Here is a 17,949-nt window from a genome sequence, read left to right on the forward strand (position 1 = left end):
AGTTTTTATCAATTTAAATTCATATCGAATAGCATATTGCTGAGTGCAGGGGCACTATTATGATAATTATCTGTAAAATCTGCCTGACTAAAGTATTGACTAAGTGCATTGAGCGCTTCTTTCACTTTTGCGGGCTGCTTATCTCGCGCCGACGTTACGCTATAAACACTGTAGGTATTGAGTGACCATTCGGGTAATAGGGTGACAAGTTGGCCGCTTTCGAGGTATTTGTGCACTTCAGGTTCGGGCAGGGCGGCAAATCCTAGACCATCGAGTGTGAGTTGAATTAACGCTTGCATATTGTTGACGCTAATTCGCTGACTTGTCAGTTCAAAACACTCTTGGCTGAAGGCGTGGGTTAAGATATCGCCTTTAGCATAAGTGTGATAGATCCGATTTAATTCAGCTAACTCCGTTGGGTGGCTAAGGTTTTTATGCATTGGCAGATAATTGGGTGATGCGCACAGTAACATACGCCAATCGGCTAAATGGCGGGCAATTAGGTTGGAATCCGATAAGGGGCCGATGCAAATCGCCAGATCGATACCGTCGTTGACTATATCTATCGGGCCATCTTGCAGCAGTAAATTCAAACTTATCTGTGGATGTGCTGCCAACAGGTAATTAAAAGGTTCGCTTAACAGGCCGCCGCCAAATCCTATAGGTGCGGCAATCTTTAATTCCCCTGATGGAATACCTTTCAAGTTATTAAGTTTCTGCTCTGTGCTTTCGACTATCGCTATGACCTTACGGCAATTCTCATAGAACAAACTGCCCGCTTCGGTGAGTGTGAGGTTGCGGGTATTGCGGTGGAATAGGCTGATCCCCATGTCCATTTCAAGCTTGGTCACTTGCTGACTTACCGCCGACGAGCTGAGATTTAATTGATGCGCTGCGGCACTCATTGAGCCCTTTTCTGCGATTGTCGCAAAAACGATCATCCCTTTGATCATGTTTTTATTCATTTTTAAGTAACTCTTACAAGTGAATACCTAAAGTCTAACTTGAGCTGATTGTAACATAGAGATACATTGCCGTATTGAAAATTGTTCTCATTTACAATCTTTGCTCTAATGGAGACTTGTCGGTTATGTTGTTAAGTCGTAAGAAGTACCTCGCTCAAGTGATCACCGCTTTATGTTTGTTGCCCACAGTACCAGTAACAAATGCCATTGCGGATACCGCGTCAGATAAAGAAAAGATGATGGAAAGAATCGTGGTGACTGCATCGGGATTTGAACAGCAAATTCGCGATGCGCCAGCTTCTATCAGCGTGATCACCCGTGAGGATCTGGATAACCGCTTCTACCGCGACTTAACCGATGCCATGTTAGAAGTGCCCGGCGTGGTGATTACGGGCGGTGCAGACCGTCAGGATATCAGTCTGCGGGGCATGGGTAGCCAATACACGTTAATTTTAGTGGATGGTAAACGCCAATCCTCGCGCGAGACACGGACCAACAGTGACGGCCCTGGCGTTGAAGGCGCTTGGACACCACCATTGGCTGCTATCGATAGAATTGAGATCGTTCGCGGGCCTATGTCATCACTTTATGGTTCGGATGCCATTGGCGGGGTGATCAACATTATCACCCGTAAAGTGCCGAACGAGTGGCAGGGTGAAGTGCGACTCGACACGACATTGCAGGAAAAGTCTGACTCGGGAAATGTGTATCAAGGCAACTTTTTCGTCAACGGTGGTTTGATCAAAGATCTGCTAGGGATGCAACTTTATGGTCAATATACCCAGCGTGAAGAAGATCAAATCTATGGTGGTTACCGAGGTCGCGATGCGACTAACTTGACCGCGAGATTTGCGCTCACACCCAATGAAAATCACGATATCATGTTTGAAGTTGGTACTTCTAACCAAGAACTCGACAGCAGTTTAGGTAAAACCGTCACACCGTTAGCACCGGGCGAAGCCTGTGGTCGTCGCGGTTGCCCTGAATCTTCAACGACAGAATATGAAAACAGCACCTTCTCCCTTTCACATACAGGTCGTTGGGACTTTGGTACTTCGGATAGCTATATCAAGCATGAAGTGTTTGATAATAAAACCCGTAAGATGAAAATCACTAACACGGATGCGCAATCTAGCCTTATCACTACGTTAGGCCAAAGTCATACAGCGACCTTTGGCGCAGCATTCAACCATCAAGATCTCACCGACGAAACAGGTAACCAAGTGAGTGACTTAACTGATATTAGTCGCAAACAATGGTCGGTGTTTTCTGAGGATGAATGGCGCATTGTCGATAACTTTGCTCTGACCATGGGGCTGCGTTTGGATGATGATGAGAACTTTGGTAATCATGTCAGTCCGCGCGTTTATGGCGTGTGGGGATTAACCGACAGCACCACCTTAAAGGGCGGTGTATCAACAGGCTTTAGGGCACCGAGTTTACGCCAGACAGTGCCCGACTGGGGACAAGTTAGCCGCGGTGGCAACATGTACGGTAATCCAGATTTACAACCTGAAACTTCAGTTAACTACGAGTTAGGTTTGTATTCTGATCTGACCGAGAGCATTACCGCTAGCGCGGGTGTGTTCTATAACGAGTTTAATGACAAGATCACCCGCGTTGCCTGTCCTGCGACTCAATGTACCGATGGTCCAAATCAATTTGGTTCTAATCCGACGACTTATGTGAACGTCGACGAAGCTGTGACCCAAGGGATTGAACTGAGTATCGACTATCGCATTCGCTCAAACTTGAGTTTGACGGGTAACTATACCTATACGGATTCGGAGCAAAAGACAGGTGTTTATAAAGGTAGCCCATTAAATCAATTGCCTAAGCATTTGATCCAAGCGTCTTTCAACTACGAGCCTATTGATAATTTAAGCACTTGGTTGAGGGTGAACTACCGTGGCGAAGAGAGCCAACCGACGACTGGACCTTCATCGAGCAGTTTAATCGCACCTTCTTATACTCTGCTGGATTTGGGGGCTAACTATCAGTTGAACGATAGCTTGAAATTTAGTGCGGGCATTTATAACGCCTTCGATAAGGAAATTACCCAAGAGGAATACGGTTATATCGAAGATGGCCGCCGTTACTGGTTAGGTATGACTTATAGTTTTTAAATTAAAAATAGCGAGTTATAAAGAAGCCAGCACTTAGCTGGCTTCTTTTTTGATTATTCAAAATTCGGTTTACGAATAAACAGGACGCTGAGATCTTGCTTTGGCGTGAACTGTTTTTGTTGGAATTCAAAGGTGAGTGGATCGGTTTTTTTAAGCTCGCCATCAAAACACAAGCTAATGAGATCTGTGGGCTGGGATTTTTTTAGGGTGAGTTTGAAGTCCTTAATCGACCCTTGCCAGTTATTAGCTGTGACCAAAATATAGCTAAGATGGCTCCATTCGACGCCAATCTCCTGATCTTCACCGTCTTGTTTGACGATGAGATTGCGTTTCTTAATCCCTTGCTTGGCGCTTTCATCTAAACAGGCCAGTTCAGTGTAAGTATCAATAATACTACTGGCAGTATCGGGGATGCCCGTTGAGAGGCTTGGCGTGTAGCTATGGCTGATAGCGACAGATTGGCCCGCGGGAAAGGTTTGTTCCCACACAAAGTAATCACTTAGGGTAAAGGCGATTTGTTGGTCCTCATCCAACCATTGCTTGGGGAGCGCGGGTTTGCCCTCGGGGACTTCGGCATATTCGGCAAAGTAAGCGACTTCATCTACACCCCAGCCAAGCTGTTTCAGCTCGGTTGAAATATCGGTTTTATCGGCAAGTTGGGCAACCAGCCTGTGCTGAGTTGGCTGGGTTTTGCCATTCACTTTAAGGGTGAAGTTATCAATACTGCTGTGATCGGCGGAGCCAAAAAACATTGGTGGCATGGGGAAGGCGATGGGGACGATAAGATCCTGTGAACTGGTGTTGGTAAACACATAATCAACCCTGACTTCGGTCTCGCTGATGAAGAGGGACTCTTTATCCATACTGATATTAGGCTGATATTTCAAGGTAATAGAGCCATTAGCATCGCCAAAACTGCTGTCGTTGGCAGAGGCAGTTTCTCCGTAGACGAGTAAAACTATAGCAAAAAGGGGTATGGCTAAGTGTGCTGACATGAACTTCTTAACTCTAGTTGGATGCTTTAAGTATCAATGGGGAACGATTATTGCGCGCGGGCGAGGTCGATGGCCGCACTTATCGCATTTCGCGCTTGTGGGCTATTTTTCCAGCAAGTGGTGCGCAGCATGCTGGCGACTAAGTTAGCAATATCATCCACTTCGTGTTGGGCGAGTTGTTGCAGCGAGCTGATGCCAATTTCTTCGAAGCGTTTAATTACCGTCGGGCCAACGCCTTTGAGTGCTAATAAGGCTTGTTTTTCTTGTTCATTAAAACCCATAACGAATACTCCTTTATTGTTGGGATTGTGCTCAATTAATAGTACTGGGCAAGATTACCTTTAAACCGAGTTAACAAAAAGGCCCTCGAAGGGCCTGTTTAGTCTTTATGAATCAACAATCATCAATAAGTGTTACATATCACAGGGTTTGAGCGGTTTACGCAACTGGGCGCGCACGTTATCCATGCCTGAGTAAAACTCTTTCATCATCAATAGACCCATCATCTTGCCGTTATCGGTGACGATCAGACTGTCGGGATCTGTTGGGTCGTTTTTGATGGCGCCAATCAGTTTCATTGACGTCATTTCTTTAAATAAGGCGGTATCTAAATTGACGCCAAAGGTTTCGCGGAAATATTTACGCGATAAACGGCCGGAGAACATGCCCAGCAAAAAGCGATATTGCATCACGTCTTTTTTGCTGTAGTTCTTTTGTTGCTCGACACCCATTTGACCCGCTGCGATGCGTTCTTGGTACTTACGTAGCGAGAAAGTGTTCACATAAAGCGTGTCATTTAAGAAGCTAAATGAGCCCGAACCTACCCCTAAATATTCGTCGTAATCAATAACGTATTCATCAAATCCTTCGTCATCGGTTTTACCAAATGCCCATGCAGACAATTGATTATATTGACCATTAAGACTGTTTAATATTTGGCGATATTGGTTTGCCATATCCGCTTGCGGCGCCGCTAATTTGCCTTTAACGCTCTTACGGGTTTGATGAGTGATCATCAGCGGATAGGTAGTAATTTGTCTTGGGTCTAAGCGCGATGCCATGTCGAGATCGTGTTGGATCACTTCATCGGTTTGGCCGCGGAAGCCAAAAATCAGGTCGACGTTGATAATAGGGAACAACTCTTTGGCACCCATGATCTTGTCGAAGGTTTGCTGACCCGTGCCGAATTTATCGAGTCGGTCGGTCATTTTTAAAATATCATCATTAAAGCTTTGCACGCCGATAGACATGCGATCCACTAAGCCTTTGAGCTGTTTAAAGCCTGGGCTGTCTAAATGCTGTGGATCGGACTCGCAGGAGACTTCTTTAATGCTAGGAAATAGGGTTTTAGCGTGTTCTATGGTACGGGCTAATTCGTCTTCTAATACCGTGGTGGTACCACCACCAATGTACATAGATTCAAAGTCATAGCCGAGGGCCTTGACCATTTCCATCTCTTTACGTAATGAGATGAAGTAGGCACGCGCCTTGTCTTCCTTAAACATAAAACGGTGGAAGGTACAGTAAGAGCACAGGGTATGGCAGAAGGGAATATGTGCGTATAGCATATATTTTTTGCCTTCAACCGGTGCTGGCATCATTTCTGCGGAAAGCGTATCGAGGCGAAGATTCTTATCGACATAGTACTGCATGACCCGTTCCATCGAGCCGAGCATCCAGTTAGGGACGGTAATATTCGCTTGATAAGGCGTTGCGATAGCGCCGTTGAGCGTTTGAATAACTGATGACATAACGATTCCTATCTGAGAGTGCTAACCGTAAACACCGAAATTGCTTTAGGTAATTCACGACCACCTAGCGCAATAAGACTACCTCGTATGTAATTGTTAAAACGTGAACTGGTTATAAGTTACGGTTTCCTAACAAGGAAATCACGGGCTTTTTGTTAAGCAGATCATGTTTTAGCGATTGAGAATGCATTTTTATCATACATTTTTTAGCGGAATTTATTGTAGATTTGCGGGGTTAGCTTACCGCGTCAGTCGAAATACTGAGATTGAAAATCACCATTCTAGGCATTTTGTTGCTGGCGGATTAGCGCTTGTCTATCCAAGGGACGGCTGTCATCATCCGAACGATAAAAATAACCTCTTGATGTAAAGGGCCCACTATGTTGGCAAACGTAAACCGCTTCTTCCCGCTGTTGGCACTGATAGGCGCAATGACAGCTTATCTGATACCGAGTTGGTTTACTGAGCTTAAATCCGCCATAGTGCCGCTGTTGGTGATCATCATGCTATCTATGGGGCTCACCTTAGATCTTCAGGATTTTGCTAATGCATTCAAACAGAAACGTGCTGTACTCGCAGGACTCGTGCTGCAATTTTCTGTCATGCCGCTCAGCGCATTATTGATCAGCTTATTATTAGGATTAGATAGGGAACTCACCATAGGCATGGTGTTGGTGGGCAGTGTTGCAGGCGGCACCGCCTCTAATGTGGTCTGTTATTTAGCGAAAGGCGATGTGGCTTTATCGATAACCATGACGGCACTATCAACCTTAGCGGGCGTGGTGTTAACACCACTGATTATTAAGCTGTTGATTGGGGAGATGATCGATATACCCTTCGCCGATATGCTGCTGAGTTTAGTGAAAATTGTGCTGATCCCTGTCAGCGTTGGCGTGATTATCAATCATTTTTTTAAATCGCTGGTGGCTAAAGTCGCTCCTGCATTGCCACTGATTTCTATCTTGGCAATTGTGATGGCGATTACGATTATCGTGGCGTTAAATGCCAATCAGTTTGATAAAGTTGGCCCCATTATTCTGCTGGCCGTGTTCTTACATAATGGCCTTGGTCTCGCCTTAGGCTATTTCTGTTGCCGTTTATTAGGCTTTAACCACACAGTTTGTAAAACTATCTCCATCGAAGTTGGCCTACAAAACTCCGGTCTCGCCACTGCTTTATGTATTAAATTCTTTAGTCCTATTTCTGCCATTCCCAGCGCGATATTTTCGATATGGCATAATTTGTCTGGCGCCATGTTGGCCGGATATTGGGCGAGGGAATCGCAAGATTAATAAGATGTTGCTGTCGAAAATAGACTATGCCTGTAACCTGAGCAAGCGCGGCCACAGGCTTAAATTGCTGTGACTAATTAACCGGTAATGGGGTCTCGACGGGCATAAGTGTCAGCTGCAAGATATTTTCTTGCCGGCTTAATGCCAGTGGCAGTGTGTAGTTGGGAAAGCGCAATCCGAATACGGCACCTTGTTGTAACAAGTGATACAGCTGATCTGTCATGGTAATCGTTAAGCTGGCACAACCATGCTCGTCGACTCTGCCTTCAAGTGGTAAAGCGATTTTGTCGGCTAAGGTCAGATACGCCGCCATACGCCAGTGCGAGTTTTCTCCAATATTGTATGTGCTGCCATGCAATTGGTTGTAGCCTAAACCACAGGCCTGCAAGCTTAATTGGGTTTTGGCCGCTGTGGGTAGCGAAAGAGTCTGTTGCCGCTGCTGTGCCAGAAACGTGCCCCACGCCAGCCGATTTATAACTGAGTCCAGTGAGATGGGAGCATACTGAGCTTGCTGTTTTAGTGCATTAAAGCGGGCAATGCCTTGTTCCAATTTAGTGAGATCGTCCTCATATTCCAGTTGTGCCTTAAGCAGTTCATAAGCGGGAGCCTTCGCTTGTTCCATGCCGGCTAACGCCGCTTTCTCGTAGTATGCCAGTGCTTGCACTTTATCGGCTTCTGCGCCCAAACCGCGCTCTTCCATGCTGCCTAAATGATAATTAGCGATGGCAACTTGACGTTTAGCACCTTGTAAAAATGCGGCTTTCGCACCGCTGTAGTCATTTTCATTCAACAGCAGGGCGCCGTAGTTTGTCCACGTCGTACCGTCATCTGCTGCCATACCCAATTCCAGCCACTTTATGGCTTGCTGGCGTAACTGCGGGAGGTCGAGACTTTCTCTTTCGCTGCCGACACTTTGCATCGCTATTAAGTAAGCGCGCAGATACTCGCGTGAGGCATTATCCAGATAGAGGTTATCGGGTTGAAGTTCAAAGGCTTGTCCAAAGTAACTCCCCGCTTGCTGCGCCGCAGTGATTGCTTTCGCTAGATAGAACCTTGAGCTGGGATCTGCCGGACTGTGTGCTCGTCCTAGGTTATATAAGGTCGGTAGTTTAAGACCCCGCGCCAGCGCTTCTTCTAACAAGGGGATAGCCTGTGTTTTTCGATCATTATCCAGCGCCATGCTGCCTAGATTATGGCTGGCACGGGCCGAACCTAAGACTCTGGCTTGTTCATAGTATTGGCTGGCGGTGGCATTGTCTTGCGTGACGCCACGGCCGAGATGGTAGGCTTTACCCAGTAAGAATAACGCCTCAGCATTGTTCTCTGCTGCTTGCTGCTGTGCTTGTTGCAAGAAAGCGTCGTATTGTTGTTGCTCAAATAGCTGTTCCAGCGCGGACTTTTCTGCGGTTGCTGTAAAGCTTACGGTCAACAGTAATAGGAGAGTAGCAATAGTGAATATCTTCATAACATCCTTGTCGTTAAGCGGGTACTTGCAAGCGGTAGTGCGATTGAAGTTGGCTAACATAGTGGTTTGTTATGCTACAAGCAAGCCTTGCGGTTTACCACTGTGTTATGGACAGGCGGATGAATTGCAGCGGTAGCACTGCCGTGTGTTGGCGTTATATGAAAGCCGACTCAGCTAATCGTTGATTAGCTGAGTCCGAAGTTTTTTAGTGGTATTCAATATTGTGGGAGTGGGAGATGGGCAATACGTATCTTCATTCCTGAACTATAGGCTTCACGCCCTTATTATTGGTTTAGCACTGTTGACACTGAATCAATTTAATCATTTTTTGGTAAATAATTTTTATAAAAATACAGTATTAATAATAGGTTAGTTTTCTTGGCTGCGATTTATATTGCAGGTGTGTGACGCGCTTTATATTTCATCTAAAAATCTGACAGCCCAATAATTTTTGTTATTAGGCCGCAGATTTAAAAGCTTTTTTCAGGGAGCCTAAATCTAAAGCTTAAAATGCGAGACCACGCCGACGAGTTGTTCCTTCGTCGTGGCCAAAGAGGTTGCGCTATTGAGGGTGGCTTTACCGCTTTGATTCAGTTCATCGACCATTTCACGAATGGTGGTCAGATTACGGTTTATCTCTTCGGTCACAGCACTTTGCTCTTCTGCTGCGGTGGCGATTTGATTACTGAGCCCATTAATATCGAACACATAAGTGGTCAGGGTATCGAGATTTTCCGTTACCAGATTGGTGGTATCGGCGGCTTGTTGGCAACTGTGTTTAGTTTGCTCCATTGCGGTTACGGCGGCATTGGCACCAAGATAAAGTTGTTCCAGCATTTGGTTGATTTCTGCGGTACTTGCTTGAGTGCGTGCGGCCAGTGAGCGAACTTCATCGGCGACAACAGCAAAGCCTCGACCTTGTTCACCTGCACGGGCGGCTTCGATGGCTGCATTAAGCGCTAGCAGATTGGTTTGATCGGCAATCTCACCTATTACATTCAAAATCGCGGCGATATGACGAGTATTTTCGTTCATATCATTAATCGCATCAGCGGCGACATCGACTTTAGCGACCAAGGCAATCACAGTGTTGGCAGCTTGTTCAACGGCTTTCTTCGATTTATCCGCTTGCGCATTTGCTTGTTGAGTAAACTGGGCTGCAGATGCAGCATCACCCGCGACATTATGGGCCGTGGCGCTCATTTCAGTCATGGCTGTCACGACTTGGTCGGTTTCAACGGCGTGGATTTGCAGTGCATGATTATTGGCATTCGACTGCACATTCAATTGCCCTATTTGGTCGGACATATGATCTGAGGCTTGGGCTATTTCAGACATAATTTCACGTAGATTACCTATCACGCTGTCGAGATCTTCTGCGAGTGAGCAGAGCTCATTTTGTCCTTTAATATTTGTTTTATGAGTTAGGTCGCCATGGGCAAGACGTTCCATTACCCGTTTTATCTCATTGATTATGTGGACGAGTTGTTTACTCATAATGAGGGCGCTGAAGAGTGACGCTACAATCGCGAACAAGATCAATCCCAGTAGGATGCTTTCTGTTGAGGTGACTTTATCTTCAGCTTGTTTGCCTAACTCATGATTTCTCTGAGTGATCAGCGTGACTAATTGGTTGATTTGATTACTGGCCTTAGGCCCGAGCGCAGCACGCTCAGCGGTTAGCTCAGGTACTGCTCCAGTTTGTTTAGCGAGTGCCAGTTCTTCTTGGTAGAGACGAACATAATGTTCTGTTTGTGGTAAAAGAGTGTGAATAGCTTGAGCATCAGCGCCCATGAAGTCGGTATTAAATTTGGTCAGTTGAGAGACGAGTTGTGCGACATTATGTTGTTGATCTGCGATAGCTTTACCGTTGTGGACTAAGGTGGCTAAGCGCAGCTCAAAAAAGGATTCTCGTACTGTAGTGAAAGTTTCTGCGAGCTGAGTGTTGTCGACTAGGCTTTTACTGGTCTCACCGAGTTCGTTAAAACTGCGATAGCACGAAATACCTATGATGATCAGTAAGATACTTGTAAACACTGATGGCAATGCCGTCAATGTACTGGTTTTGGCATTTTTAAACATGGTGACCTTCTAGGATAAAAAGCAGCAATGCGTAATTTAATTACGCTATAGGTAATTTTAGCGTGCGCGTGAGCTAGCCAGCAAGAGAGTATTTTATGGAAATGTCTACTAAGATACTGTTTTTAATTGAATTGTTTTATTGGTGTTGCATCTGGTTGGTTGCTAAGTTACGAAATGTTGTGTTGTTTAAGTTCAACTTTTATCTAGATGATTGTTTTTATTATTAAATAACTATGATACATGCAATTTTTTTACAGTGATTTAGCATTTAAATTGGTCTTTGTGATCTCGTACTCAAATGCTACAAATGATTCAAAATGTAATTCAGACATATAGTTAAAGCCGATGACTCATGCTGAAATAAAAGCCCCCGCCAGTAGTGATTGACGGGGGCTCTACGTTTGCTAGTGGCTAAGTATTTTTGGAATACTTACAACTAGATTTCAGTCTTATTCTTTATATTTAAGCGTGCCGTTGGCTTTGATTTCATCAAACCATAGGTTGTGATGTTGGCTGGCCCAGTTTTCATCACAGTAGCCTGACACCATACATTCCATACCACCTTCTGACATCACAGTTGCCATGAAGATGTGTACGATAGAGAAAGCACAGATCACGATAGCGCTCACTGAATGCAGTACCAGGGCGATCAAGCTTAATGTACGGCTTGGCTCGAACAGGTTAGGGAAGAGTAATAACATGCCCGAGGCTGAAATGACTAATCCAAACAGGGCAAATGCCCAGAACCACATTTTCTCACCCGCGTTAGCAAAACCTGCATCTGGGTGCTTACCTTTGAACGGACCAAAGTTAATGTAACCGCCTACTACCATGAACCACTTAACGTCGTACATTTTTGGCAGCTGGTTTTTCGCCCATAGGGTGGTCATCAATGCCCAACCTATCATGAAGGGAATCGCCATCACGTCATGGATTTGCTTCGCGCCATAGACGATTGCTTCCCAGATGCCTTCGCCCAACCAAGGTTGGAAGAAAAAGCGACCCGCCAGCAAGGTTAAGCCTGTTAAAATCAACAGTAAGCATGGAATCGCGCCTAACCAGTGGATTGAAACATCAAACTTAGACCAGCGATGCACTAACTTGCCTGAAAAACCATGGTGCAGCTTGGAGATGCCATTCACCTTGATAAATAGGACAAAGATAATGATCATACCGAATAGTGCAGCCATTAAGGCGGGCGCTAACCAGTCGCTACGCAGCGCTAATACCCGTAAATCGTAGGTATTGATCGGCTGAGCATGAAACTCACTTTGGGAGGTAGTGTATCCCGTGGCACCATCCTTCAGTTGTGCCCAAATTTGGGCATCAGACTGTTGAACTTGATTCGCCAGTTCATCACCACCATTGGCTATACACACAGCACTAAATAACAGTGCTATGGCTAAACCTATGTGTTTGAACCATTTGTTCATCATATATCCTCTCTCACTTAGCCGCGCCCACCTAGGAAGGCGCTAAGCTAAGTCTGTGGACAGATCCTGTTGACCTGAATTAATTCCAAGCCGCGTTTTTAGCACCACGATAAGCCACACGCTCACGGAAGATGCTTGAAACCACTTCGGCATCACCCGCTAACAGGGCTTTAGTCGCGCACAGTTCTGCACACATAGGCAGTTTACCTTCGGCAATACGGTTTGAACCGTATTTTTGGCGTTCTGCATCTGAGTGGTTTTCTTCTGGGCCACCGGCACAGAAGGTACATTTATCCATCTTACCGCGGCTACCAAAGGCACCTTTTTTCGGGAACTGAGGTGCGCCAAATGGACAGGCGTAAAGGCAGTAACCGCAACCAATACAGGCATCTTTGTCGTGTAGCACTATGCCGTCGTCGGTTCTGTAGAAGCAGTTTGCTGGGCAAACCGCTATACAAGGTGCATCTGAGCAATGCATACAGGCGACAGAGATTGAGGCTTCACCACGTTGACCATCGTTGATTGTCACTACGCGGCGGCGTTGGATACCCCACTCGAGAGCGGAGTCGTTTTCGTTTTTACAGGCAGTGACACAACCGTTACATTCGATGCAGCGCTTGGTATCACACAAAAATTTCATTGTAGCCATAATGGCAATTCTCCTAGCTTAAGCTGCACTTACGCTTTAACAATCTGACAGAGTGATGCCTTGGTTTCCTGCATTTGTGTCACAGGGTCATAACCATAGGTCAGCGCAGTGTTACAAGATTCACCAATAACGTAAGGCACTGTTCCCTCTGGATAATTAGGCGCTAAACTTTCTCCGTGCATCACACCCGCAAAGTGATATGGCATAAAGGTAACACCGGGTTTTACCCTTGGGGTAACCATGGCTTGTACCTTAATACGGCCACCTTCGGCGCCTTCTAACCAGACGTCTTCACCGTTACGAATGCCGCGATCGGCAGCGTCGGCAGGGCTTATCTCAACGAACATTTCCTGTTGAAGTTCAGCCAGCCAAGGGTTGGAGCGAGATTCTTCACCACCACCTTCGTATTCAACCAGACGACCCGATGTCAGTACCAGCGGGTACTTGCCGCTCATGTCTTTGTCTTGGATAGACTTATACAGCGTAGGGAGACGGTGTACTTGCATGTCGTCATAGGTTGGGTATTTCGCCACTAAGTCACGACGTGTTGTGTATAACGGTTCACGGTGCACAGGGACTTGGTCAGGGAAAGTCCAAACAATACAACGAGCTTTAGCATTACCAAAGGGGATACAACCGTGCTTGATCGCCACGCGCACTATGCCGCCTGACAAATCTGTTTTCCAGTTTTTACCTTCGGCTTCCGCTTTTTCTTCCGCCGTCAGATCATCCCACCAACCCAATTGTTTGAGCATATCGGCAGTAAATTCAGGGTAACCGTCTTGAATTTCAGCGCCTTTAGAATAAGTGCCATCGGCTAAAATGCTTTGACCTTTATATTCAACACCGTAACGGGCGCGGAAGTTACCACCGCCGTCTTTAACGTGTTTGGCTTGGTTATAGAGGATTTGAGTGCCAGGGTGTTTAGCCTCTGGCGTTCCCCAACATGGCCAAGGTAAACCGTAGGTTTCGCCTTTAGCTGGGCCGCCTGCGGCTTCCAACGTCTTGTTGCTGAAAGTGCCCCAGTTTTGGGTGTGTAACTTGATACGCTCAGGGCTTTGACCTGTCATACCGATAGTCCACATACCGCGGTTGATTTCACGGGTGATTTCTTCAATCACAGGTAAACCATTTTCAATCGCGATGCGTTTAGTGTACTGCTCGGCAATACCCAGTTTTTGGGCTAAACGGTACATGATTTCGATGTCGGTTTTAGACTCGAACAGTGGTTCGATGACTTTCTCACGCCACTGGATAGAACGGCCTGAGTTAGATACTGAACCGTGAGTCTCAAACTGAGTTGCCGCAGGCAGCAGATATACGCCATTCTTACGACGGTGCATAACACCTGCCATCGTTGGGAATGGGTCGACAACGACGACTGTATCCATCTTGTCTAAGGCATCACGCACTTCACGTTGACGGGTTTCAGTGTTGACAGATTGTCCCCAGAAAAACGCCATACGGATATTATCTTTCTGTGCTAACTTGCTCTTATCTTCTAACACACCATCGTGCCAACGAGAACAAGGTATACCCGGTGTCGTCATTGGATCTTTGCCAAGGTAGGCTGTTTGATCGAAACGACCTTTCACCCATGCCATGTCCAGATCCCAAACATGGGTCCAGTGACTCCATGCTGCTGAGGTCAAACCGTAGTAACCGGGTAAGTTATCAAATAACAAACCTAAGTCAGTTGCGCCTTGTACGTTATCGTGGCCACGGAAAATGTTAGTGCCGCCGCCTGAAACGCCCATGTTGCCCAGTGCTAATTGCAGAATACAATAAGCGCGAGTGTTGGCATTACCAACGTGGTGTTGAGTTCCACCCATACACCAAATCACAGTGCCAGGACGGTTATCAGCCATTAATTTAGCCGCTTGATAAACCTCGGCTTCGCTCACACCAGTGATGTTTTCGACTTCTTTAGGTGGGAACTTCTTTACTTCAGCACGGATACTTTCCATCTCGAAAACGCGGTGCTTGATAAAGGTTTTATCTTCCCAACCATTTTCAAAAATGTGCCATAACATACCGTAAATAAAAGGAATATCAGTGCCTGGGCGAATTGCACAATGCAAGTCTGAATGCGCTGCAGTGCGAGAGAAACGTGGGTCAACGACGATGATTTTGGCGTTGTTTCTTTCTTTAGCGATCAGAATATGTTGCATCGAAACGGGATGCGCTTCTGCTGGGTTTGCCCCGATCAGGAAGATGGCATGAGCATTCTGGATATCGTTGAAAGAGTTAGTTTGCGCACCGTAGCCCCAAGTGTTAGCAACACCGGCTACCGTGGTAGAGTGACAAATACGAGCTGAATGGTCGACGTTGTTTGTGCCCCACATAGCCGCCAACTTGCGGTACATGTAACAACCTTCGTTAGAAAACTTAGCGCTACCCATGAAGTACACTGAGTCTGGGCCAGATTCTTTACGAATGTTGAGCATTTGGTCGCCCACTTCGTTAATAGCATCTTCCCAAGAGATTTTTTTCCACTTGCCATCAACCAATTTCATTGGATATTTCAGGCGTTTTTCACCATGACCATGCTCACGCAGTGCAGCACCTTTCGCGCAGTGACCACCAGCGTTGAATGGGTGGTCGAATGCGGGTTCTTGGCCCGTCCACACACCATTTTGTACTTCGGCATACAGGCCACAACCGACGGCGCAGGCACTACAAATAGTACGTTTGATTTCGATTGGCGCATCATGCGGCACTTCTTTGGCTTCGACACGACGCATCATGCCTGTGCCCATCAGAGATGCTGCGGCAATACCACCTGTGGCGATACCTGCGTGCTTTATAAATTGACGACGGCTGATGCCTAACGCCGGTTTGTCTGCCACTGTGGCAACATTGGACTTGCGAGTTAACTTCATCGCTGACTTCTCCTAGATTAGCTGCGCAAGCTATCGTAATAGCTGCTGATATGCGCAGTTTCGTGGTAACCCTTTGACTCTTTAGTGGTTACCTTGCTGCTCTCGCTGACCTGTGCCACGCTCATGCCGGTTGCGGCAATGGCGGCACCCGCTACGCTGCCGACGGTGAGCGCTTTGAGCAAAGATCGGCGAGATAAATCGCTGGGTTGCTGCTTCATGCTGACTCCTGAAATTAGGGTTTAGTTTTTGAGATCGCACGGCTTTTTGTGGGGTTCATCTTGTTATCAAAAAGTGAAGATTAGCGACGGAAAAGATAATGAAATCATCTTGTTTACCATCAATCATCGCGCGTGACGGCAATATAGTAGGAAAGGGTTGAGTAGGAATTGATCTAGGACAGTTTGCAGCCCTGAAATCGGCGGCCGTTCTCTTAAAGCGTTAACTCGCTCATAGTTTAGTGAACTACTAGGGAAGAGGGCGTTGGCGGATTTTTGTATCTCGCTGTTTCAGTTGTTAATTTTTTGTGCTTTGAATTAATGCGATGGGTATCAGTGCGAATAAAAAACACCCCGCGATGCGGGGTGTTTTGAGGATGTAAAAGCTGCGGTTTAACTTAGTCTTTATACTTTAAGCTGCCGTTGGCCTTGATTTCGTCATACCAGAGATTATGGTGCTGGATTGCCCAGTTTTCATCACAATAGCCTGACTTCATACACTCCATACCGCCTTCGCTCAGTACGGTCGCCATCCAAATATGCACTATAGTAAAGGCAATCAAGATAATGGCGCTGATAGAGTGGATCAGCAGCGCGCCCATAGAGGCTTCGCGGGGTAAATCCAAGCCTGGCAATACCAACATGATGCCAGATACGCTGATGAATAAACCAAACAACATCAGGGTCCAGAACCACATTTTTTCACCGGCGTTAGCGAAACCACTGTCAGGGTGCTTACCTTTGAACGGGCCAAAGTTGATATAACCACCTACCACTAAAAACCATTTCAAATCATACATCTTGAAGGTTTGTAACGGCATCCATTTCACCACACATACAGCCCAAGCCGCGATAAAAATGGGACCTGCCCAATCGTGGATTGTTTTGCTGCCATAGATCAATGGCGCCCAAAGGTCGGGGCCTAACATTGGCTGTATGACATGCTTACCTAACATTATGGTTAGACCGGTAAACATCAGTGCCAGACAGCTGCTAGCCATGATCCAATGGATCCACAGATCCGCCTTTGACCAGCGCGAAACCATCTTGCCTGAAAAGCCATGACTCAGTTTTGATGGACCATTCACCAGATAAAATAATAAGAAAGCACCAAACACACCTACCACGGCTAGCGCCATGACTGGGGTTAAGTATTCATTTCTCAGTTCTTTACCTTGGTTACCGGCAACGTTAATCAACACCCCAGTATCTATCCCTTTGGCAGTGGTATAGCCGGCATCGCCTGCTTTTACTGCTCGCCAAAGATCGGCATCGCTGGTTTGCGCTTTCGCCTGTTGTTGACTCGATTGCTGATCACTTGCGTGTACTGGGTTTGAGCTCATGACTGAACCTAATCCCAATCCCATGACGAGCACCAACAGAGCAAACAGACTGCGCAGTGATTTGTTTAACTGTTTGTTTAACATTTTCACTCCTTGCCAGAGGTTAGGGATTTCTCCCTAACCCTCGCTCTGCTTAGTTAATCTCACCTGTCTTGGGGTTGTAACCCCAAATCACGTTAGGATTGCCTCGAGAGGCCATACGTTGACGGTAAATGTTTGATACCACTTCCGCATCACCTGCGAGCAGCGCTTTAGTAGAACAAAGCTCAGCACACATAGGTAACTTGCCCTCAGCAATACGGTTGGCACCGTATTTTTTACGCTCAGCTTCGGAGAAGGTTTCTTCTGGGCCACCGGCACAGAAAGTACACTTGTCCATCTTGCCACGACTACCAAAGGCAGTCTTTTTCGGGAATTGCGGTGCACCAAATGGACAAGCATAGAAGCAATAACCACAACCGATACAAGTATCTTTGTTGTGTAGCACTATGCCGTCTTCGGTACGGTAGAAACAATCTGCCGGACATACGGCCATGCAGGGAGCGTCAGTACAGTGCATACAAGCCACTGAAATTGAGGCTTCGCCAGGTAGACCATCGTTGATCGTCACCACGCGGCGACGTTGAATTCCCCACTCGAGAGCGGAGTCGTTTTCGTTCTTACATGCAGTGACGCAACCGTTACACTCGATGCAGCGCTTGGTGTCACACAGAAATTTCATGACTGCCATAATGGCTTATCTCCTCATCAA

14 protein-coding genes are annotated in these 17,949 nt (G+C 46.4%); 2 read left to right on the top strand and 12 right to left on the bottom strand.

What is annotated here, in order from left to right; genetic code table 11:
• Nucleotides 1-8 precede the first annotated feature (8 nt).
• The gene (locus KO533_RS18430; RefSeq protein ID WP_251073496.1) at nt 9-965 is read right to left on the bottom strand and encodes a LysR family transcriptional regulator; all 957 of its coding nucleotides are present in this window, start codon (nt 963-965) and stop codon (nt 9-11) included.
• Between the two features lie 125 nt (nt 966-1,090).
• On the opposite strand from KO533_RS18430, the gene KO533_RS18435 reads away from it, so the two are divergent.
• Complete coding sequence (locus KO533_RS18435) at nt 1,091-3,091, top strand: ligand-gated channel protein (RefSeq protein WP_219255536.1); 2,001 nt, start codon at nt 1,091-1,093, stop codon at nt 3,089-3,091.
• Between the two features lie 53 nt (nt 3,092-3,144).
• On the opposite strand, the gene KO533_RS18440 is transcribed toward KO533_RS18435, so the two are convergent.
• The 3 genes from KO533_RS18440 to KO533_RS18450 form a co-directional block, all read right to left on the bottom strand.
• The gene (locus tag KO533_RS18440) at nt 3,145-4,086 is read right to left on the bottom strand and encodes a DUF4424 domain-containing protein (RefSeq protein ID WP_219255538.1); all 942 of its coding nucleotides are present in this window, start codon (nt 4,084-4,086) and stop codon (nt 3,145-3,147) included.
• Nucleotides 4,087-4,133: 47 nt separating this feature from the next.
• Nucleotides 4,134-4,367, bottom strand: a complete 234-nt coding sequence (locus KO533_RS18445; protein WP_011787794.1) for a hypothetical protein — start codon at nt 4,365-4,367, stop codon at nt 4,134-4,136.
• 132 nt (nt 4,368-4,499) lie between these two features.
• Nucleotides 4,500-5,837, bottom strand: a complete 1,338-nt coding sequence (locus KO533_RS18450) for a coproporphyrinogen III oxidase family protein (protein WP_219255540.1) — start codon at nt 5,835-5,837, stop codon at nt 4,500-4,502.
• 380 nt (nt 5,838-6,217) lie between these two features.
• Between KO533_RS18450 and KO533_RS18455 the strand changes: the two genes are divergently transcribed.
• The gene (locus KO533_RS18455; protein ID WP_173248130.1) at nt 6,218-7,129 is read left to right on the top strand and encodes a bile acid:sodium symporter family protein; all 912 of its coding nucleotides are present in this window, start codon (nt 6,218-6,220) and stop codon (nt 7,127-7,129) included.
• A gap of 73 nt (nt 7,130-7,202) precedes the next feature.
• On the opposite strand, the gene KO533_RS18460 is transcribed toward KO533_RS18455, so the two are convergent.
• The 8 genes from KO533_RS18460 to fdh3B (KO533_RS18495) all read right to left on the bottom strand — a co-directional run bounded on the left by KO533_RS18460 (nt 7,203) and on the right by fdh3B (KO533_RS18495) (nt 17,928).
• Entirely contained in the window at nt 7,203-8,594 is a 1,392-nt protein-coding gene (locus KO533_RS18460) for an SEL1-like repeat protein (RefSeq protein WP_219255541.1), read from the bottom strand.
• 498 nt (nt 8,595-9,092) lie between these two features.
• Nucleotides 9,093-10,676: a methyl-accepting chemotaxis protein gene (locus tag KO533_RS18465; RefSeq protein ID WP_219255543.1), complete on the bottom strand. Its 1,584-nt coding sequence runs from the start codon at nt 10,674-10,676 to the stop codon at nt 9,093-9,095.
• Between the two features lie 449 nt (nt 10,677-11,125).
• Entirely contained in the window at nt 11,126-12,109 is a 984-nt protein-coding gene (locus KO533_RS18470; protein ID WP_131525797.1) for a formate dehydrogenase subunit gamma, read from the bottom strand.
• Between the two features lie 79 nt (nt 12,110-12,188).
• Nucleotides 12,189-12,758, bottom strand: coding sequence for a formate dehydrogenase FDH3 subunit beta (fdh3B, locus tag KO533_RS18475; protein WP_219255545.1), 570 nt, complete (start codon nt 12,756-12,758; stop codon nt 12,189-12,191).
• A gap of 29 nt (nt 12,759-12,787) precedes the next feature.
• Complete coding sequence (locus KO533_RS18480; protein ID WP_219255547.1) at nt 12,788-15,640, bottom strand: molybdopterin-dependent oxidoreductase; 2,853 nt, start codon at nt 15,638-15,640, stop codon at nt 12,788-12,790.
• Between the two features lie 17 nt (nt 15,641-15,657).
• Nucleotides 15,658-15,858, bottom strand: a complete 201-nt coding sequence (locus KO533_RS18485; RefSeq protein ID WP_105250556.1) for a twin-arginine translocation signal domain-containing protein — start codon at nt 15,856-15,858, stop codon at nt 15,658-15,660.
• 395 nt (nt 15,859-16,253) lie between these two features.
• Entirely contained in the window at nt 16,254-17,282 is a 1,029-nt protein-coding gene (locus KO533_RS18490; protein ID WP_113940318.1) for a formate dehydrogenase subunit gamma, read from the bottom strand.
• Nucleotides 17,283-17,331: 49 nt separating this feature from the next.
• Nucleotides 17,332-17,928 carry a formate dehydrogenase FDH3 subunit beta gene (gene fdh3B / locus KO533_RS18495; protein WP_006083566.1) on the bottom strand — a complete coding sequence of 199 codons (597 nt, stop codon included), beginning with the start codon at nt 17,926-17,928 and terminating at the stop codon, nt 17,332-17,334.
• Nucleotides 17,929-17,949 lie beyond the last annotated feature (21 nt).

Origin of the sequence: Shewanella sp. NKUCC05_KAH, from assembly GCF_019345585.1 — a bacterium.
Taxonomy (GTDB): domain Bacteria; phylum Pseudomonadota; class Gammaproteobacteria; order Enterobacterales; family Shewanellaceae; genus Shewanella; species Shewanella oncorhynchi.